Here is a 20,491-nt window from a genome sequence, read left to right as displayed (position 1 = left end):
TATGTTGTAAATGGTGTCACAGTAAAACCGTTTCCGCTCATGAACAACTTTGGTTACTGTAGCGATGATATCAATATCATTACTCTCATAAACCGGTTTCAAAAATTGCAAATTGAGAGTCTTTTTCGGGGGCTATGGTGTAGGTTAAGCTATGAGATCAATCTATATGAAAGTCATCTATCTAAGCCAGTTTCATATTTAATCCTTAAAAATGGCTACAGGACGCTTTGCAGCATCCTGTAAATACGGATTAGAATGAGCCGAAAAGCGTACCCAAAGTAATCGCTACAACAAGCGATACCAGTGGAATGGCAACCGTACACATGGCCACATTGCCATAAGATTGTTTGTGCGTCATGCCACAGATAGACAGTAATGTGATAACCGCACCTGAGTGAGGCAGGGTATCTAAACTGCCTGCCGCCAATGCCGCAATACGGTGTAATAATTCAGGGTTGATACCAGCAGCAGTCGCCATGGCCAGGTAATCGGCACCCAAAGTCGATAAGGCAATCGACATACCGCCAGAAGAAGAACCGGTAATGCCTGCCAAAATATTCATGGCGATGGCTTCTGAAATCAATGGATTACTTGATACATTTAGCACCATATCGCGGATAATCACGAAGCCCGCCAATGATGCAATAACTGCACCATAGCCCACTTCAGAAGCTGTGTTGAAAATTGGCAACATCGAACCCAACGCACCTTTGTTCACAGTTTCTTTTAAGTTATTCCATTTGCCCAAGCGTAATAAAATCAAGCTTAAACATGCCGCCATCAAGGCAATCACCAATGCCCACAAACCTGTTTGTTTGCTTGGATCTAAGTTTGGATAGAGTTCTTTGAACGAACTGAAGTCCATGCTGGGAAAAAGAATGTAGGTGAACAGAGCATTTACACCAATGACCAACAGCAAGGGTAAAAATGCCAAAAATACTGGCATTTCACCTTGAGAGCTCAAACCGTCTTCTAAGTTTTCTGCTTCTTGGGTATCAATACCGTATCCTTCGCCATTTTTATAGGCTTTACTGGCACGGCTTTGTAACCAGATGCAGCCCAAACCAAACATGATCAAACCGGAAATGGCGCCAATACCCGGGGCAGCAAATACATTGGTACCAAAAAAAGGAATCGGAATCGCATTTTGAATGGAAGGCGAACCTGGTAGAGCGGTCATGGTAAAGGTAAATGAGCCTAAAGCGATGGCACCTGGAATTAAGTGCTTTGGAATATTTGCCGCTTGAAACATAGACTTGGCAATGGGGTAAATAGCAAAAGCCACCACAAACAGTGATACCCCACCGTAAGTCAATACACCACACGCCAATACCACGGTCAAAATAGCTCGGTTATACCCTAATTTCTTCATGATCCAGTTTGAAATACTGGATGCAGCACCCGAATCAACCATTAACTGGCCAAATAAGGCACCCAATAAAAAAATAGGAAAGAATTTTAAAATATAGCCGCCCAAAGCAGACATAAAGGTTTCTGTGTACTGGGGCATCATATATAGCATGTCGCCAGAAAGAAAAATGGCAATCGCTGCCATAATTGGTGCCAAAATCAGTACTGAAATACCTCGATAGGCAAAAAACATCAGTAATGCCAATGAGATGAGGATTGCTAAAGTGCCCATTATTTCTCCCTGTTGTTATTTTATCGTTATCCCTAACGTTTTTTCTAAAAGGTCTAGGATCATGGTTGCCTTATTAACTTATTAAGCTGACACCCTTTTGACGCTAAGCCAGTTTCACCTTAGTATAATGATTTTAAATTAATCAATTGAGTTTATTAAACTAACCACTGTTGTTATACAGGTTTCATTTTCTGAGTTAGGCGTAAATTAAAAATAATGCCGTTACACGCACTAAAATAAATAATGCGATGAGCCAAGAAATATTAGTTCCACCGTATTATTGTAACTCTTGATTTATATTTTGATAGGAAGCTGTGTATTTTTTGTCTTTTGAGTTTTCTTTACAACAAAAAAATTATATTAAATGGGGTTCAACTAAGCCGAATACTGTAGCTATACCAAGCTAGAACCATTAGTTGATGTTTATTCACCAACCATAGATAACAAAAAAATCAAACCATAGCGATACATCTGATGTTAAACAAGCGTCATATATTGAAGTGTAAAGTCACCAATTGATCGCACTAAACTATTTGGTCTGCTTAATTTAAGCACTAGAGTCTATCACTTGGAATTAATTAAAAAATCATTGATGAAAATGCCCAGCAATATGAACTGCTACCACTGTGGTTTTGGCATGAGTATGGGGTCAGCCTCGGAGGGGATGAGTATTGTCCTAGGTGTGATGGCGGATCAGTACAATGCTGCAATGGCATTATGCGGTATAGATACTTTACGCATAATGGCGCAGTTACCTTACAGGTGGTCACAGGTTTTAACCCATAAACAATCAATCCTATAAAGATATTTTTGCCATTACGATCATTAAAACCATTGCTGTATTTGTAGTGATTGCTGCCTTTACTTGGTTGGGTGTTGTTTAAGAATTTAGAATGAAAAAATCAGACAACGGAGGATATGATGAGTCAACTGCTAAAAGATAAAGTTGCATTTATTACAGGTTCAGCCAGTGGTATTGGGCATGAAATTGCAAAGAAATTTGCCAAGGAGGGGGCTAAAGTTGTTATTTCTGACATGAATGTAGAAAAGTGCGCTGAGGCTGTGATTGCACTTCAAAAAGAAGGCTTTGACGCGTTGTCTGCGCCTTGTGATGTCACAGATGAAGAGGCATATAGAGCTGCCATTGAACTGACTCAAAAAACTTATGGCCGTCTGGATATTTTAATTAATAATGCAGGTTTTCAACATATCGCCCTGATTGAAGACTTTCCAACGGCAGTATATCAAAAGCTAATAAATGTCATGTTGGTGGGTTCATTTATTGGTATCAAGTATGCATTTCCAATCATGAAAGCCCAGCAGTTTGGCCGTGTTATTAATATGGCTTCGATTAATAGTTTAATTGGATTTGCAGGTAAGGCGGGCTATAACAGTGCTAAACATGGTGTGATTGGTTTGACCAAAGTCGCAGCTTTAGAGTGCGCCGGTGAGGGCATTACAGTAAATGCTTTATGTCCCGGTTATGTTGATACGCCATTGGTACGTGGTCAAATTCATGACTTGGCTAAAACACGCAATGTCAGCGAACAACGTGCATTAGAAGATGTGATTTTGGCGATGGTGCCACAAAAACGCTTACTGAGTGTGGAAGAAATTGCAGATTATGCAATTTTTCTTGCCAGTGATAAGGCGGGCGGTGTGACAGGACAAGCTGTGGTAATAGACGGTGGTTATACTGCCCAATATGATTAATTTATATTTATTTAACCGCGGATTCAAATTCCAAGTGCGGCACCTGTGTAGTGAGTCTTAAAGTTAGGTATATTCGCAGAATCATGAGAGCGCATGCGAAAGTAAAACCTGACTCAATCTTCATTTTATGAAATATCAGAAATTAATCGAGAGTATTAGTTCAAATTATCTGCATAAATATGATGTGTTTTATAATCAGGGATTAAGAATCATGGTTTAAGTAATTGGAATAGAGCAATCTAATGACTGTCGCGAAAGTTATATAACAAGTTGTAGTCAAGCTATCTGCTGACTTAGCAAGTTCACCTTGAAGAAAAAATAGCTGAATTTTTCCTTTGTGGTAACAAATTAACGTTACGTAAAAAAAATAGTCACTGTAGCTTGCTTAAAGTTCTGACATCCATACTCTTTGACTTTTTATAAAAAGAGAGGAGGAGCCAGCACAAGATCACAAAGCGCTTCAGCTGTAATGCAAATTGCAACCATTAAAGATGCTCCCTCAACCTTTATAAACCCAGCATAATTTTTCTGAAATCATTTCTTGCAAAAATGACATCATTTTTATTCAAAATAACCAATAGACAGCCCTTACATTTTGGATATACACTAAGTTCACCATTTCTAAAACCTATGGAGAGCAAAGATGGTTACAGCTGGTCAAAAACCCGGAACAGGCTTCTATTTTTGTGTCAAATGCGGCCACCGCACCTACTTAGAAATTGGTACTGATCGTTTACCCCCGTGTACCAAATGCCTTGGCAATCAATTCAACAATAAGAATGCCTAAGCAGCATAAATAAAACAGTTACTCCCTGTTTTAAAAAAAGCCCTATTACTCCATAGGGCTTTTTTGTTACTTTAAATCTAGAACTTTATAAAAAGCATCAAGCACTAGATGGGCATATATAGAGAAACAGTATTAGGTTTATGCCTTGGCGTGGCTTGGATACAGCCTACGGTTTGCACGTATTTTTTCCTTGTTGCTGATGAGTATTGCTGCTCTCATAGGATGGTTTGAACCTATGAGAAGTTTTGAGTATTTGGCAATACTATTCGTGGGTATCGCTTGGCGTATTGCTATCTTCTGTGAAATCGCAACTTACTATATGCCATGGGGCGATAATGTCTTAGACACCATAGCGACCCCGGCAAAAAGGCTCGCGGGCACACTCACCAGTATGGTTGTCAGTGGTGGAGCAATGTCACAGTTTGCCAGTTGGGCCAAGGCGATTATTGTAGGGAGTGGTACGGCAGGAACCGTATAAATGAGTACATTCAATGCGCGTGGCCTGTCGACTGTAACCCTAGGGAGTTCAATCGTGTGTTGTCTAACAAGAGGGAATAGATCGGCTTATTGTCCGTCTTGTCATTTTGAGTGCCAGTATTGGGCGTTGTTCTGGTTGTGAAGGTGATATGAGGCGTGCATTGGCTATAACAGAAGAAACAGGAAGATATAGATTGTTCTATGATACAAAGCTAATTTTCATTAATTTGACAGTAAGTTTTATAAAAACCTCCCATACCATTTAAAAAGCCAAGACGAATTTCTCAATCAGGCAAAATCTCTTTTTTAAACTATTTTTCTTATAATTAACTGTCTTTTTTATTCAATTTCAAAAACTATCATCTTTTATGAAAATGATTGATTTTTGCGCATTATCGGTTTAATTTTATAAACACATAATTTTTGTATGGTTTTTTGAAGGTTGAAAATTCTAAAAAAACATGGGGGAACTAAAAATGATAAAATTTATTGTAGATGAAAAACCGATAGCCCAAGGCATACACCTAATACACAATGCAACGCTCGGTTGTGAGGATTTACCCGCATTTGACGATCAAGTTGTGCTGGGGTATTTCGCCAATTATGCACTGGCTTATCAGCGTGCAAGAATAAATTGGCCGACTGAAAAAGTAGAAGGTTGTAGCAAATGCTGTGCTGTATAAGACCGGTCTAAAACTTAAAAAAATTAACTACTGAAAAAACTCCACTCCTAAGGTGGGGTTTTTCAATATCTGCTCATGCTTAAACTACTTAATTCTTATCTAGATGCTGAATTATATTGATTTTTATATATTTAATTTCACCTCGACTCTCAGAATGTCTGACTACACCAAAGCTATGATTAAGGCGAGAAATAGAATTTGAAAATTGATCGAAAAATCCCCATATAAACGATAAGACTTATAGTGTTAGGAACGGCTCAATTGCAACATTATCTCGATCTGAATCATGATTCAGGTGTGGCTAATTATCAGATTGGTAGAGAGTTTATTCGGGTTCAATTTAAGAAAAGCTCAAAAGTTTATACCTATAGCTATAGTAGCGCAGGCTATCAGCATGTCGAAAATATGAAGCAGCTGGCTCAATATGGCGATGGCTTGAATGCCTATATCAATCATCATACCCGTCATCTGTTTGTGCATTAAAGCTGTTCGGATTGTGGTGATCAAACTGATTAATCAAAAACTTTTATAAGCCTTTAATAATGGGCTGGATGGGCGACAGGTGGATTCGGCCTGACATTATTAAATCAGAGGCTGACTAGAGCGGAGTTATCTTTACAGTCCATCAGTAGAATTTAATCTAAGTACAATAATAGGCCATGCTTTTAAAATGACTGCTGTAAAAACTCACGTATAAAAATACCGTGAAAACTGGTTTTTCCAGAAGAAAATAGCATCAAATAAGGGAGAGGGGAAATATTTTTCGATTCATAGATGTCTAAAGAAATAAATTTTCAAAAATCCAGAAAATTAAAAAAACATAGGAAATTAATCCCGTCGGGTTTTATCTATTATATCTCTCAAGGGTGTGATGGGATCGAAAAGAGTAGCATGCTGTGAGCGGCGCAAAACGCGAGTGCAGTACGTACCCAAAAGGTCTCGATTCGGCTTAGGACGCTATAGATCAAAAGTTTATAGGCTATAAGATCATTTCTTACAAAGAGTGATAGTTGAAGTAAACCATTCAGAGTTTTCCCAACACCCTAAAGAATTCTCAAAGAATAACCAGAGAAGAACTAAAATAAATCAGCTGTTGATTATCCTTCCAGACTTACAGCATATACACATAAGCGTTCATTTCTTCTGCATCAATCTGCTATTTTAGCCTCAGACGCTTTGATACAGCTCATCTAAATCCCGCTGTATGAGTAGCGCTTTATAGGGTATAGATTTATTAAATGGAGTTTTTAATGAGCTTATTTTGAGACTCTTGATTACTTTAGAACCCCAACAGAGAGGAAGCTTTTATATAAATCAGCTTATAAAGGCTATGCGTTGCAGATTGAAGTCGAAACTATAAAAAATAAGTGTAAAAATATCAAAGGCGTTGATTGGAGGCTGATAAATCAGTTTATTCAAAAAAGCAGTCTGGGGAAAATCAAGTTGGCCAATCAGGGGCTGTTTAGTATTGAAGATCGGGATAGCAATACGCCCTATCTGAAGAAAGCCCGGATGGTATCAACAGTTGAATCCTATCTGGCAGATTAGCTGGTACTTTAGGGGGCTGGATTGACAGGCGGAAGACGGCTTGTTATTTTGCCGGTTTTCACCTGATTCTTCACTTGCACATGCCAATTAACGACGACTTTGTCTATGCTCCGCCACAGGACGCGCTACAGATTCTTTATGAAGATGAAGATCTGGTGGTGATTGAAAAGCCAGCCGGATTATTGTCAGTTCCGGGACGTTTGCCCGAGCATCAGGATAGTGCCTATTTACGCATACTTGACCAGTATCCACAGGCAAAAATTACTCACCGTCTGGATATGGCAACGTCAGGTATTTTAATGTTCGCCAAACATCGTGCGGCCGAGGTTGCGGTCAGTAAAATGTTTCAGGCAAGAACGGTCTCCAAACGGTACGTGGCCTTGGTGCAAGGCCAGCTCAAAGGCGAAGGTTGTGTAGATGTGCCCTTAATTACAGACTGGGAAAACCGCCCACGTCAGATGGTGCACTATGAGCTGGGGAAGGCAGCCCAGACCTTATATCAGTCGCTTGAATATTCTGCGGAACAAGATATTAGCCGGATTTTACTGACACCGATTACAGGTCGCTCACATCAGCTTAGAGTGCATATGCTACATATTGGCCACCCGATTACCGGAGATAAACTTTATCATCCGAAACCACAGCGCAGTCCTTTAAAGCGGATGGCACTGCATGCCAGTCAGCTGATGTTCGAGCAGCCTTTGAGTGGAATTAAGGTTGAGATTCATGCCCAGGTTCCATTCTAGCCGATTTAAATACATTTGCTCTGAATATCAGTCTTTCCCCTTTTTTTGCTGGATTTCAATAGCTGCGTATTTGCTGAATATAGGGTTGGGGCTATCGGGTTTCTCAGGATTGAATGTGGCTGACTTTATACAAAGCTTTATGTATAAAAATCATATGTTTGTTTTTGTTTAAGAGCGCATGTTTTTTTGTAGGAAACTCGATAATGGTTTGAAAATCAGTTAATCTAGCAGCACAATAAAACACCATCAGAATAAGGACAGGTTTATGTCACGCGATTACAAAAAATTCCCCGATGATGAAAATGGCAATGTGTTGTGGCAAATGCACCAGGATGGCGATGATCTGGATGAAGCGCATGAAATTGAATTTTCAATCGTCTTTAGTGATGAGGATCAGGCCGATCGCTGTGCGCTGCATTTATTAAAAGAAGAACAGAAAATCAGCCTGTTTCAGGATGAAGAAAGTGACACCTTGGAATGGGTTATTACCATTTATATTTATATGGAACCGGCCTATGAAGATATTGTCGATCTGGAACAATGGTTTAGTAAAATTGCTTCCGAGTTTCAAGGCGAATATGATGGCTGGGGCTGTATGGCCTATGTATATGATGACGATCTGGATGAGGAAAACTCGCCGCTCAACAGTTAGTCTTTTGTAGAATGATCCAATAAAAAACCCGGTATTGCCGGGTTTTTTATTGGCCTTATTTTTGTTCCCTGCCTGAGAGGAGTTGAAAAATGTGCCTCAGCGTCAATCTGGAGGAACGTTTGGCAGATTCTGGATACAGAGCAATAATATATATACCCGGATGGCTTGGATAAAATATAAAGCTGATTGAGATGAGCGATGGCATGGTCAGGATCAGGAAGATCCTTTCCTTATAATAAATATAAATAAAAAGGCTGAGCCGAAATGAGTTATACCGTCAAAATGTATCGTGTATTTAGTGCGCCGCCCGAACGGGTATATCGCGCTTTTGTCGATCCCGGTGCAATGGCGAAGTGGCTGGCGCCGCATGGGTTTATTGCCGCAGTCGAGTATGCTGAGATCAGGCCGGGCGGGCGTTATCGAATTACTTTTACCAATTTTTCGACCGGTACTCAGCATTATTTTTATGGCATGTATCATGAGGTTATTCCCAATCAGCTACTGCGTTATAGCGATCAGTTTTCTACACCGGAATCGGAAGGAGAAATTGAGGTAACGGTCATCTTTGAAAAAGTCTCTGTTGGCACTGGTCTGCATATTATTCAGGTCGGCTATCCGGATCTGGTGCCTCCGGCGGTGAGTCATCTCTGCTGGCAGGAATCGTTACAACTTTTATCTTGGCTGGTAAATCCGCATATTTCAGATATTTGAGTTTCTCGTCGAGACAGAAAGGCTTCTGTTGCCGAGCCATGAGTTTATGGGTCAAAGATGCTATACTGTTTCTTTATTTTTGATTTTTCTATATTTTTTATTTCGTTGAGGTCACTATGGCTCTACCAAACTGTCCGAAATGTCAATCTGAATATACTTATGAAGATGGCGACCTGCTGATTTGTCCTGAATGTGCATATGAATGGAAAGAGGGAGAAGTGAGCGAGGAAGAGGTTAGCATTAAAGACGCATATGGAAATGTCCTGAATGATGGTGATACGGTTACAGTTATTAAGGATCTAAAACTTAAGGGTTCTTCTTCCGTCGTTAAAGTAGGGACTAAGGTGAAGAACATCCGTCTTTTGCCTGATGCCAGTGATGGGCATGATCTTGATTGTAAAATTGAGGGCATGGGCGCAATCAAACTGAAATCGGAATATGTAAAGAAAGCATAAAGGCTGGCTTTAGCATTTAATATTTGGCTGTAGATCGAGATCTGGCGGGATCTTTGCTCTACAGCTTTTTTATATGGAGCTTTTAATCTCGTTCTTTACGGTTTAGCGAGAAAACAGAAAAGACTTTTATAATTTTAGGTCTATCATAATTTTAAAAATCGCAGTTTACAGATAAGCTCAAAACTAGAACTTCTCATTAAAACTGCTCTCTACTTAGAGAATTCTGACCTTTTTACAGCGCGCAGATCGGGCCATATCTCAGCTTGAGTTTTGTGGTCATGACTGGACGGCATTTTTTACATCAAGATTCAGGCAGGGCAGGCGACAATTCAGTCCCCTTAGGGTGTCGTTTTTTGCTAGCAAGATGCTTATTCATATGGAAAGCGGCTTGTGGCTGAGGGATTAAAATAAGCTGCGAAAATAGTAGCAATAGCCTTAAATATGAGGAAGCTGATCAAAAGTTGGTATTAGCCTGAAGACACTGGATAAAAAGTTCATATGAGGTGTTTTGAGTTGAGCAGTACAGACCAAGCATACGATTGATGTCAAATCCTTCTCTATTTAATAAAACAATACTATCCAGAACAATAGTAGCGATTAAAAAAAGCCTGAATGACTCAGGCTTTAATTTTTGATCTTAGAAACGCTTTGGAATTCTCTGACCATTCGGGACCGGGATGTCAGCATTTTTTAATACGCCAAATAACCAGGTTTCAGCATGCTGTACCGCTGTTTTCAGCTGGTCGCCTATTGCCAGGCGTCCGGCTATAAAACTGGCCAGAGAGCAGCCCGAGCCATGATATTCGCCTGCCAGGCGCGGGCAGCGGGTTTCATTTACCAGTTCGCCCTGAATGTACAAGCTATTTTGAATATATTCTGGAGTATCTTCATGACCGCCTTTGACCAGAACCGCCTGTGCGCCCATTTCAAACAGCTTTTTAGCCGCACGTTCTAAATTCTGCTCACCAGTCAGGGCACGTAACTCAACGGTATTTGGTGTTAAAACTGTAGCCAGTGGAATGAGTTGGGCAAATGCTTGGACCAGAGTCTCCTGATTGCCCAGAGAGCCGCCACTATTGGCGACCAGAACCGGATCGAGCACATAGAGATAATCAGGATGCGCCATTAAAAACTCGGCCAATGCGGCAATATTGTCGGTGGTTCCCAGCATACCGGATTTCACACAGCGTATGGGCAGATCATTCACGACTGCATTGGCCTGAGCCAGAAGTAAGTCCCTTGAGGTAGCTTCGAAGCCAAATACCTGCTGCGAGTTTTGAATGGTAAGTGCAGTACAGGCAATTGCAGCATGAGCACCACTTTGACCGATGGCTTCAATATCTGCTTGAAGACCTGCTCCACCAGATGGATCTAAACCTGAAAAGCAAAGTACCGTAGGGCGCAAAATGATGTCCTTTTATTCATGAAAAATTATCCTAGTATAGGCAAATTTGGCTAAACTCTCGATATGAATTTATATAGGTTTTTATGGGGAAAGTGATGATACGAAATATTTTGATTGATCTGGATGGGACTTTAACTGATCCAAAAGTTGGAATTACCGCTTCTGCCCGTTATGGTCTGGAGAAAGTCGGCCATCCGATTGGCGATGAAATCAATATTGACTGGATTATCGGTCCACCCTTGAAAGCCTCTCTTGCCAAAATTTTAAATATTGAAGTAAATGATGTTCTGGCTGAACAAGCCCTAATGGGTTATCGCGAGCGTTTCGTAGTCAAAGGTCTGTATGAAAACCATGTGTTTGATGGGGTGGCAGACACGCTGGCTGAGCTGAAACGCCGTGGTTATTGTTTATTTGTGGCAACAGCGAAACCCACTGTTTATGCTCAACAGATTTTGGAGCACTTTGAACTGGCTGAATACTTTATTGAAATTTATGGCAGTGAGCTCAATGGCGATAGAACCGATAAAGCAGAACTGATCCAGTATATTCTTGAGCAACAACAGTTGCAGGCCAATCAGTGCATGATGGTCGGTGATCGTGAGTACGATATTTTGGGGGCACGTCAGAATGGGATCGAATCGATTGCTGTGAATTATGGCTATGGTAGTGAAGAAGAATTAAAGCTCGCTCTACCAAAATATCAGATAGAAAAATTTAGTGATTTGTTAAATTATTTTAAATAGATTTTAAAATATTTGAATTAATTTTTCTTTTTTAAAAATATATAGTCAGTCATAAGTAATGGCTATATATTAATCTTTTAGTTGATATAATGTACAATCAATATATATACGTAAAATATAATTTATTTAAGCATAAGATATAAATAACAAAAATTGTGTTTAATTTATATTAATTCAAGCTATTTATTGTTTTGTATTGTAATAAATATAACTCTTTTAACAAAAATACAACAAAATATGTTTAATATTAGATTTATCAATATGTTGTATATACATTACTTTATTTTCATATGAAAAATCACCTATAAAATATAGGGGATTTTATTTTTTTTATTGTTTTAAATCAATTGTTTATATTTATTTTTTTTATCCCAATCTTCTCTCAATTTTTTTATTAAAGACAGGAATAAATATAGGACTTATTCTTGTAATTCTATATTCTTGATTTTGGTGCTATGTAACTTTTGTTGGTTTTTAGAAATTAATACGCTGTATTTAAATTAAGGACTTCAAATGGTAAATATAGACATAATCTCGCCTGAAAACGGCAAACTCATTCAAAGCCTAAATACGAATGTTGTGAAGCTTACACAAAATTCTATTGTTAAGATAAATCTAAATACTGAGGAAGTAGCTACAATTACCCGTCAAGGTAATGCGGCAGTTATTACACTTAAAAATGGTGAAAAAATAACGCTGGAAAATTACTTCGATTTCCCGGCTGAATCTAATAAAATTATTTTTGAAAATGATGGTGAATTGTATTGGGCGCAGTTTACTGATGCCTCCGGTGCCATTTTAGACACGATTAATTACATTCCTTTGGAGCAGCTCGCCATTGAGGAGTCGGTAGCTGGACTTGCTATTTCACCATGGCTTATTGGGGCAGGCCTTGCTGCAGGTTTAGGCGGGGCGATTGCAGCGGTACAAGGTGATTCGAATAGTAGAGGGGACTCTGACTCGGACAGCGACTCTGATTCAGACAGCGACTCTGATTCAGACAGCGATTCGGACTCAGACAGCGATGTAGATACCGAAGCACCTGAAGTGCCGACAAATGTCGTTCTGAATGAAGATGGTACGGAAGTGACAGGTAAAGGTGAACCAGGTTCAGAAATTGTAGTGACTGACAAAGATGGCAACATCCTTGGTACAGGTACAGTAGATGAAAATGGTGACTTTGTTGTTCCAGTCAACCCTGCCTTAACTGATGGCAACACTGCTGATGTTATTGCAAAAGATGAAGCTGGTAATGAGTCTGAGCCTGTAGAAATCACGGGCGAGAAAGACACTATTGCGCCTGCACTACCATCTGAAGTTGAAATCAACAAAGACGGTACAGAGATCACTGGTAAAGGTGAGCCAGGTTCAGAAATTGTAGTAACTGATAAAGATGGCAACATCCTTGGTACAGGTACAGTAGATGAAAATGGTGACTTTGTTGTTCCAGTCAACCCTGCCTTAACTGATGGCAACACTGCTGACGTTATTGCAAAAGATGAAGCTGGTAATGAGTCTGAGCCTGTAGAAATCACGGGTGAGAAAGACACCATTAAACCTGCGATGCCTTCTGCTGAATTTAATGAAGAAGGTACAGTTATTTTTGGTAAAGCCGAAGCTGGTGCTTTAGTTCAAATTAAAGATGCTGATGGTAAAGTCATTGCCTCTGGCAAAGCTGATGTAAATGGTGACTATGAGATTGACTTAGAGACTGCGCTCGTTGATGGTGAAGAAGTATTAGTTACAGCGAAAGATGATGCGGGTAATGAGTCTGCTCCTACGCAGGTATTTGCTCCAGTAATTGATGATTCAGACTCAGACTCTGACAGCGACTCGGATTCAGACAGCGACTCAGACTCGGATAGCGACTCAGACAGCGATTCGGACTCGGATAGCGATTCGGATTCAGACAGCGACTCAGACTCGGACAGCGATTCGGACTCAGACAGCGATTCAGATTCAGACAGCGATTCGGACTCAGACTCTGACAGCGACTCGGACTCAGACAGCGATTCGGACTCAGACTCGGACAGCGACTCGGATTCAGATAGCGATTCGGATTCAGACAGCGATTCGGATTCAGACAGCGATTCGGACTCAGACAGCGACTCAGACTCGGATAGCGACTCTGATTCAGACAGCGATTCAGACTCTGACAGTGACTCGGATTCAGATAGCGATTCGGATTCAGACAGCGACTCGGATTCAGATAGCGATTCGGATTCAGATAGCGATTCGGATTCAGACAGCGACTCAGACTCGGATAGCGACTCTGATTCAGACTCTGACAGCGACTCGGATTCAGATAGCGATTCGGATTCAGACAGCGACTCAGACTCGGACAGCGACTCTGATTCAGACAGCGATTCAGATTCAGACAGCGATTCGGACTCAGACTCTGACAGCGACTCGGATTCAGACAGCGATTCGGATTCAGACAGCGACTCAGACTCGGACAGCGACTCTGATTCAGACAGCGATTCAGATTCAGACAGCGATTCGGACTCGGATAGCGATTCGGATTCAGACAGCGACTCGGATTCAGACAGCGACTCAGACTCGGATAGCGACTCTGACAGCGATTCGGACTCGGATAGCGATTCGGATTCAGACAGCGATTCGGATTCAGACAGCGACTCAGACTCGGACAGCGATTCGGACTCAGACAGCGATTCAGATTCAGACAGCGATTCGGACTCAGACTCGGACAGCGACTCGGACTCAGACAGCGATTCGGACTCAGACTCGGACAGCGACTCGGATTCAGATAGCGATTCGGATTCAGACAGCGATTCGGACTCAGACAGCGATAGCGATTCGGATTCAGACAGCGACTCAGACTCGGATAGCGACTCTGATTCAGACAGCGATTCAGACTCTGACAGCGACTCGGATTCAGATAGCGATTCGGATTCAGATAGCGATTCGGATTCAGACAGCGACTCAGACTCGGATAGCGACTCTGATTCAGACAGCGATTCAGACTCTGACAGCGACTCGGATTCAGATAGCGATTCGGATTCAGACAGCGACTCAGACTCGGACAGCGATTCGGACTCAGACAGCGATTCAGATTCAGACAGCGATTCGGACTCAGACTCTGACAGCGACTCGGACTCAGACAGCGATTCGGACTCAGACTCGGACAGCGACTCGGATTCAGATAGCGATTCGGATTCAGACAGCGATTCGGACTCAGACAGCGATAGCGATTCGGATTCAGACAGCGACTCAGACTCGGATAGCGACTCTGATTCAGACAGCGATTCAGACTCTGACAGTGACTCGGATTCAGATAGCGATTCGGATTCAGACAGCGACTCAGACTCGGACAGCGACTCGGATTCAGATAGCGATTCGGATTCAGACAGCGATTCGGACTCAGACAGCGATAGCGATTCGGATTCAGACAGCGACTCAGACTCGGATAGCGACTCTGATTCAGACAGCGATTCAGACTCTGACAGCGACTCGGATTCAGATAGCGATTCGGATTCAGACAGCGACTCGGACTCAGACAGCGATTCGGACTCAGACTCGGACAGCGACTCGGATTCAGATAGCGATTCGGATTCAGACAGCGATTCGGACTCAGACAGCGATAGCGATTCGGATTCAGACAGCGACTCAGACTCGGATAGCGACTCTGATTCAGACAGCGATTCAGACTCTGACAGTGACTCGGATTCAGATAGCGATTCGGATTCAGACAGCGACTCAGACTCGGACAGCGACTCGGATTCAGATAGCGATTCGGATTCAGACAGCGATTCGGACTCAGACAGCGATAGCGATTCGGATTCAGACAGCGACTCAGACTCGGATAGCGACTCTGATTCAGACAGCGATTCAGACTCTGACAGCGACTCGGATTCAGATAGCGATTCGGATTCAGATAGCGATTCGGATTCAGACAGCGACTCAGACTCGGATAGCGACTCTGATTCAGACAGCGATTCGGATTCAGACAGCGACTCAGACTCGGACAGCGATTCGGACTCAGACAGCGATTCAGATTCAGACAGCGATTCGGACTCAGACTCTGACAGCGACTCGGACTCAGACAGCGATTCGGACTCAGACTCGGACAGCGACTCGGATTCAGATAGCGATTCGGATTCAGACAGCGATTCGGACTCAGACAGCGATAGCGATTCGGATTCAGACAGCGACTCAGACTCGGATAGCGACTCTGATTCAGACAGCGATTCAGACTCTGACAGTGACTCGGATTCAGATAGCGATTCGGATTCAGACAGCGACTCAGACTCGGACAGCGACTCGGATTCAGATAGCGATTCGGATTCAGACAGCGATTCGGACTCAGACAGCGATAGCGATTCGGATTCAGACAGCGACTCAGACTCGGATAGCGACTCTGATTCAGACAGCGATTCAGACTCTGACAGCGACTCTGATTCAGACAGCGATTCAGACTCTGACAGCGACTCGGATTCAGATAGCGATTCGGATTCAGATAGCGATTCGGATTCAGACAGCGACTCAGACTCGGATAGCGACTCTGATTCAGACAGCGATTCAGACTCTGACAGCGACTCGGATTCAGATAGCGATTCGGATTCAGACAGCGACTCAGACTCGGACAGCGACTCTGATTCAGACAGCGATTCAGATTCAGACAGCGATTCGGACTCAGACTCTGACAGCGACTCGGATTCAGACAGCGATTCGGATTCAGACAGCGACTCAGACTCGGACAGCGACTCTGATTCAGACAGCGATTCAGATTCAGACAGCGATTCGGACTCAGACTCTGACAGCGACTCGGATTCAGACAGCGATTCGGATTCAGACAGCGACTCAGACTCGGATAGCGACTCTGACAGCGATTCAGACTCGGATAGCGACTCAGACTCGGACAGCGATTCGGATTCAGACAGCGACTCGGACTCGGATAGCGACTCGGACTCAGACTCGGACAGCGACTCGGATTCAGACAGCGACTCGGACTCGGATAGCGACTCGGACTCAGACTCGGATAGCGATTCGGATTCAGACAGCGACTCAGACTCGGATAGCGACTCTGATTCAGACAGCGACTCAGACTCGGACAGCGATTCGGACTCAGACAGCGATTCAGATTCAGACAGCGATTCGGACTCAGACTCTGACAGCGACTCGGATTCAGATAGCGATTCGGATTCAGACAGCGACTCAGACAGCGACTCGGACTCAGACAGCGATTCGGACTCAGACTCTGACAGCGACTCGGATTCAGACAGCGACTCAGACTCGGACAGCGATTCGGACTCAGATAGTGATTCGGATTCAGACAGCGATTCGGACTCAGATAGTGATTCGGATTCAGACAGCGATTCGGACTCAGACTCTGACAGCGACTCGGACTCGGATAGCGACTCTGATTCAGACTCGGACAGCGACTCGGATTCAGATAGCGATTCGGATTCAGATAGCGATTCGGATTCAGACAGCGATGTAGATACCGAAGCACCTGAAGCGCCGACAAATGTCGTTCTGAATGAAGATGGTACGGAAGTGACAGGTAAAGGTGAACCAGGTTCAGAAATTGTAGTGACTGACAAAGATGGCAACATCCTTGGTACAGGTACAGTAGATGAAAATGGTGACTTTGTTGTTCCAGTCAATCCTGCCTTAACTGATGGCAACACTGCTGACGTTATTGCAAAAGATGAAGCTGGTAATGAGTCTGAGCCTGTAGAAATCACGGGCGAGAAAGACACCATTGCACCTGCAGTCCCAACCGATGTTGTAATCGGTGAAGATGGTTTAACTGTTAGCGGTAAAGCGGAAGCTGGTTCAACTGTAGATGTAACCGACAAAAATGGTAACGTTATTGGTACGGGTACTGCAGATGAAAATGGTGACTTTGCTATTGAGCTTAAGCGTCCGGTAACGGATGGTGAGGTCGTCGATGTCACTGCGAAAGATCAGGCTGGTAATACATCTGAATCTACAGAAGTTACCGGTAATAAAGATACGATCGCGCCAGATGCACCTGAAGTTGCGATTGATGATAGTTATTCTGTTTTAACTGTGAAAACGGAGCCGAATGCAACTGTAAAACTTTATGATTCTGAAGGTAATCCAATGCTAGATAGCAACGGTAATCCAATAGAGATTAAAGCGGATGCGAATGGTGATGTAACTTATGAGTTTAGTCCGGCATTAGAGCGCGGAAGCGAGCTTAAAGTCACTGCCACAGATGAAGCAGGTAATGAATCAGCACCAGTCGATATCATTGTTGGTGTTGATGAGATCTTTGGGGCGGTAGATAATAATGTTGACGTAATCTTGGATGCCACACCTTCTAGAGAAGAAAACCAAACTCCGAGTGATTTAAACAAGAAGGGCTTTACTGTTGCAAATGTAGGGCTTGGACCTGTACTGGGCTTGGATGTATTGGCTGATGTTATAAAAAATTCAGTTCAACTTGAAGTAGGTAAAGACCAGGTTCGTGAAGTCACTATGTATGGTGATGCTGGTGGTATTCAAGTCCTTGCCACGATGGATCTGTATGTTTATAAACTTAACGAAAGTACAGGGCAGTGGGAACAACAATCAGTTACAGAGAACTGGGTTATTTCTTATTTACTTGGAGGAAAGTCAAAAGAAACAGATTTCACTTTGACAGAAGGGAAATGGATGTTTGTGATGGCTGGTGGTGAAGGTATCCAAGCATTAACTGGATATGGTCTCAACTTTACTAAAGATGTCGTTTTGGATTATGCCAATGCTGAAAGTATTTCTGGTTCTGCTCAAGGAAATATGATTACAGATGATGATTCTGAGTATGGTAGTGATGAGGTACCAGCGGGTAGTACCGTTACCGAAATTAAAGCAGAAGATGGCGAATGGGTAAGTACTTCCACTAGCGGTGAAATTCAGATTGAAGGTAAGTACGGTACCCTGACTGTTAAAGCGGATGGTTCTTATACTTATACTGTAAATGAAGATTTCCGCGGCTATGGTGAAAAAGATGTATTTACTTATCGCGTTACTTCGCCATCAGGAAAAGTCTCTGAAGCTGAATTAACCTTTGAATTAGATCTGACAGCAAAAGAGGATCGTATTGAAATTGATAATACGGTTATTCTAGATGTAGATCCTATCATTGCATTTGATTCTGATAACAGCTCTATTGCAGATGTTGTCGGCTTTAAAGTGATTGATATAGGTTTGTTAGGACCTGTTTTAAGTGCAGAAGCCTTAGGTGGTGCTGGTGCAATGGAGTTTAATGTTGGTGAAAACGAAGTTAAAGAGCTAACATTCCATGGTAGTGCGGGCGGCGTAGCTTTAGGCGTTGGCTATGATCTCTTTATCTATAAATTAGATCCTGCAACAGGCAACTATAATCAAGTTCATCTTGAAAAAGACTGGTTTATGGCTGCTTTTTTAGGTGGAAAATCTGAACAATTGACTTTACAGTTTGGTGAAGGTGAATATAAAGCACTGTTACAGAGCTCTGGAGGTCTGGGATTACTAACCGGTGCTGGATTATATGTCGATCATGAAACAGTTTATGATTATGAAAGTCCAACCAAATTCACTGGAACTGTAGAGGGCGATGCAACGCCACAAGATTCAACCATTTTATTGAAAGTAGATGGTGAGGATCTAAAAGTTGGTAAAGAAACAGTCATTCAGGGTGAATATGGTACGTTGGTGATTTCTTCTGATGGAACCTATACCTATACTGTTGAAAAACCAGACAATGCTCCTCTCGACTGGAAACCACCTTATGGTGAAGTTGATCGCTTTAAATTGGTGATGCAGGATGAAAATGGTAAAACTACTGTTGAGTACCTGAATATTAAAGTGGGTACGCATTCTGCTGAGGATGACTTTGATATTGTATCTGTGTCTGAAACGAACAAGGTGTCGAAGATTGAGTATAACGAAGTAGATAAAATCGGTGACTATGGAAAATCTTATACCAAAGAATTTGACGTAGCGAAACATGATTTAGATGCAGGCGTAACACTCAAAATTACTGGTAGTCCAACTATTATAGGTCCTCTAGGTAGTTATCTTGTTCTGACTTATACATTAACGAATGCGACAACAGGAAAGATATATTCTGATCGTGTTGAAGCGGCAAGAGGGAAGGATGGAGCGCTTGAGTTTACCTTAGACAATTTGCCTGAAGGAAAGTATAAGTTAGATATTACTGCGCAAAATGGTAACTTAGAGAGTATCCATTTTGTGACAGATGAGATCATTCACTCTGAAGAGTACGTAACAACTGAATTACCAGAAATCAAAGGTGCTCTGTTTGCCAATGATGAAGGTATTCAAATACTTGATACGTTGAGCTTTGGCAACAAAGTTGTTTTTGTCAATGATCCTAATCAAGGTGCTCAAACTATTACAGTTGAAGGTAATTACGGTACATTGGTTATTGGAAAAGACGGTAGTTACACTTATACCCCTAAAGGTGGTGTATACGGCATTGAAAAGTTTGTCTATGAGACGACTTCTAAAGTAGGAACAATCGAAACAGCGATCCTAGAAATCAATGTTGGCAAAACCGTAACTGCATCTGAACATGCTGATAGTGTGGATAGTTCAGCAGGTAATGATAGCTTTACTATGGGAACAGGCGGTGACACCGTCATCTTCGACCTATTAGCTGACGATAATGTTGGCGGTAATGGTCACGATGTTTGGAGTGACTTCAGTATGGAAGAGGGTGATAAGATCGAGGTAAGTGATTTACTGAGTGAAGGCACAACACTTGCTGATGCTATTACATTAACTGAAGATGCAGAAGGTAATGTCGTCTTGAATATTGACCGCGACGGTACAGCTGGTACTAGCTATCAGTCAGAATCATTCTTAACTTTGGTTGGGGTGGAGAAGACAGATACATTGTTAGATGACTTAATTAATAACGGTCATTTATTTTAATTAAGTTTTATCTGAGTAA

At 42.1% G+C, this 20,491-nt stretch carries 13 protein-coding genes and 2 pseudogenes; 13 read left to right on the top strand and 2 right to left on the bottom strand.

Features of this window, described 5'->3' with window-relative positions; genetic code table 11:
* Positions 1–250: 250 nt before the first annotated feature.
* Complete coding sequence (locus tag E5Y90_RS11145; protein ID WP_228723992.1) at positions 251–1,645, bottom strand: GntP family permease; 1,395 nt, start codon at positions 1,643–1,645, stop codon at positions 251–253.
* 643 nt (positions 1,646–2,288) lie between these two features.
* On the opposite strand from E5Y90_RS11145, the pseudogene E5Y90_RS11140 reads away from it, so the two are divergent.
* From E5Y90_RS11140 to E5Y90_RS11090, 11 genes and pseudogenes are all read left to right on the top strand, one after another.
* A pseudogene (locus E5Y90_RS11140) lies at positions 2,289–2,526 on the top strand (GntP family permease); the annotation flags it as partial.
* Between the two features lie 37 nt (positions 2,527–2,563).
* On the top strand, positions 2,564–3,355 hold the full coding sequence (locus E5Y90_RS11135) for a 3-hydroxybutyrate dehydrogenase (protein WP_174660216.1): 792 nt from the start codon (positions 2,564–2,566) through the stop codon (positions 3,353–3,355).
* Positions 3,356–3,998: 643 nt separating this feature from the next.
* On the top strand, positions 3,999–4,142 hold the full coding sequence (locus E5Y90_RS11130) for a zinc ribbon-containing protein (RefSeq protein ID WP_086322766.1): 144 nt from the start codon (positions 3,999–4,001) through the stop codon (positions 4,140–4,142).
* Between the two features lie 108 nt (positions 4,143–4,250).
* A pseudogene (locus tag E5Y90_RS17500) lies at positions 4,251–4,617 on the top strand (DUF4126 domain-containing protein); the annotation flags it as partial.
* A gap of 478 nt (positions 4,618–5,095) precedes the next feature.
* A complete protein-coding gene (locus E5Y90_RS11120) occupies positions 5,096–5,302 on the top strand; it encodes a hypothetical protein (RefSeq protein WP_151207550.1) in 207 nt (68 codons plus the stop codon).
* A gap of 261 nt (positions 5,303–5,563) precedes the next feature.
* Positions 5,564–5,785, top strand: coding sequence for a hypothetical protein (locus E5Y90_RS11115; protein WP_174660215.1), 222 nt, complete (start codon positions 5,564–5,566; stop codon positions 5,783–5,785).
* 852 nt (positions 5,786–6,637) lie between these two features.
* Positions 6,638–6,850 carry a hypothetical protein gene (locus tag E5Y90_RS11110; RefSeq protein ID WP_174659039.1) on the top strand — a complete coding sequence of 71 codons (213 nt, stop codon included), beginning with the start codon at positions 6,638–6,640 and terminating at the stop codon, positions 6,848–6,850.
* Positions 6,851–6,930: 80 nt separating this feature from the next.
* Positions 6,931–7,596, top strand: a complete 666-nt coding sequence (locus E5Y90_RS11105) for a pseudouridine synthase (protein WP_151207548.1) — start codon at positions 6,931–6,933, stop codon at positions 7,594–7,596.
* Between the two features lie 265 nt (positions 7,597–7,861).
* Positions 7,862–8,248 (top strand): ribonuclease E inhibitor RraB, encoded by a 387-nt coding sequence (locus E5Y90_RS11100; protein ID WP_151207546.1) that lies wholly within the window; start codon positions 7,862–7,864, stop codon positions 8,246–8,248.
* Positions 8,249–8,512: 264 nt separating this feature from the next.
* Positions 8,513–8,959, top strand: coding sequence for an SRPBCC domain-containing protein (locus tag E5Y90_RS11095; protein ID WP_151205106.1), 447 nt, complete (start codon positions 8,513–8,515; stop codon positions 8,957–8,959).
* Positions 8,960–9,075: 116 nt separating this feature from the next.
* The gene (locus E5Y90_RS11090; protein ID WP_151205107.1) at positions 9,076–9,414 is read left to right on the top strand and encodes a zinc ribbon domain-containing protein YjdM; all 339 of its coding nucleotides are present in this window, start codon (positions 9,076–9,078) and stop codon (positions 9,412–9,414) included.
* 637 nt (positions 9,415–10,051) lie between these two features.
* On the opposite strand, the gene E5Y90_RS11085 is transcribed toward E5Y90_RS11090, so the two are convergent.
* Positions 10,052–10,819, bottom strand: coding sequence for a hydroxymethylpyrimidine/phosphomethylpyrimidine kinase (locus E5Y90_RS11085; protein ID WP_151205108.1), 768 nt, complete (start codon positions 10,817–10,819; stop codon positions 10,052–10,054).
* A 95-nt stretch (positions 10,820–10,914) separates the two neighbouring features.
* Here E5Y90_RS11085 and E5Y90_RS11080 point away from each other — a divergent pair, with 95 nt between their 5' ends.
* Together E5Y90_RS11080 and E5Y90_RS17650 are read left to right on the top strand one after the other, a co-directional pair.
* Entirely contained in the window at positions 10,915–11,562 is a 648-nt protein-coding gene (locus E5Y90_RS11080) for an HAD-IA family hydrolase (protein ID WP_151205109.1), read from the top strand.
* 513 nt (positions 11,563–12,075) lie between these two features.
* Entirely contained in the window at positions 12,076–20,472 is an 8,397-nt protein-coding gene (locus E5Y90_RS17650) for a BapA/Bap/LapF family large adhesin (protein WP_323848074.1), read from the top strand.
* Positions 20,473–20,491 lie beyond the last annotated feature (19 nt).

The sequence above is a fragment of the Acinetobacter sp. 10FS3-1 genome (assembly GCF_013343215.1).
Classification (GTDB): domain Bacteria; phylum Pseudomonadota; class Gammaproteobacteria; order Pseudomonadales; family Moraxellaceae; genus Acinetobacter; species Acinetobacter lwoffii_C.
This window is presented reverse-complemented; position numbering and strand designations above follow the sequence as displayed.

What these genes read in the sequence shown, in the direction of transcription:
- E5Y90_RS11135 (WP_174660216.1), top strand. Translation starts at nt 2,564, where the DNA reads ATGAGTCAACTGCTAAAAGATAAAGTTGCATTTATTACAGGTTCAGCC.
- E5Y90_RS11130 (WP_086322766.1), top strand. Translation starts at nt 3,999, where the DNA reads ATGGTTACAGCTGGTCAAAAACCCGGAACAGGCTTCTATTTTTGTGTC.
- E5Y90_RS11120 (WP_151207550.1), top strand. Translation starts at nt 5,096, where the DNA reads ATGATAAAATTTATTGTAGATGAAAAACCGATAGCCCAAGGCATACAC.
- E5Y90_RS11105 (WP_151207548.1), top strand. Translation starts at nt 6,931, where the DNA reads ATGCCAATTAACGACGACTTTGTCTATGCTCCGCCACAGGACGCGCTA.
- E5Y90_RS11100 (WP_151207546.1), top strand. Translation starts at nt 7,862, where the DNA reads ATGTCACGCGATTACAAAAAATTCCCCGATGATGAAAATGGCAATGTG.
- E5Y90_RS11095 (WP_151205106.1), top strand. Translation starts at nt 8,513, where the DNA reads ATGAGTTATACCGTCAAAATGTATCGTGTATTTAGTGCGCCGCCCGAA.
- E5Y90_RS11090 (WP_151205107.1), top strand. Translation starts at nt 9,076, where the DNA reads ATGGCTCTACCAAACTGTCCGAAATGTCAATCTGAATATACTTATGAA.
- E5Y90_RS11080 (WP_151205109.1), top strand. Translation starts at nt 10,915, where the DNA reads ATGATACGAAATATTTTGATTGATCTGGATGGGACTTTAACTGATCCA.
- E5Y90_RS17650 (WP_323848074.1), top strand. Translation starts at nt 12,076, where the DNA reads ATGGTAAATATAGACATAATCTCGCCTGAAAACGGCAAACTCATTCAA.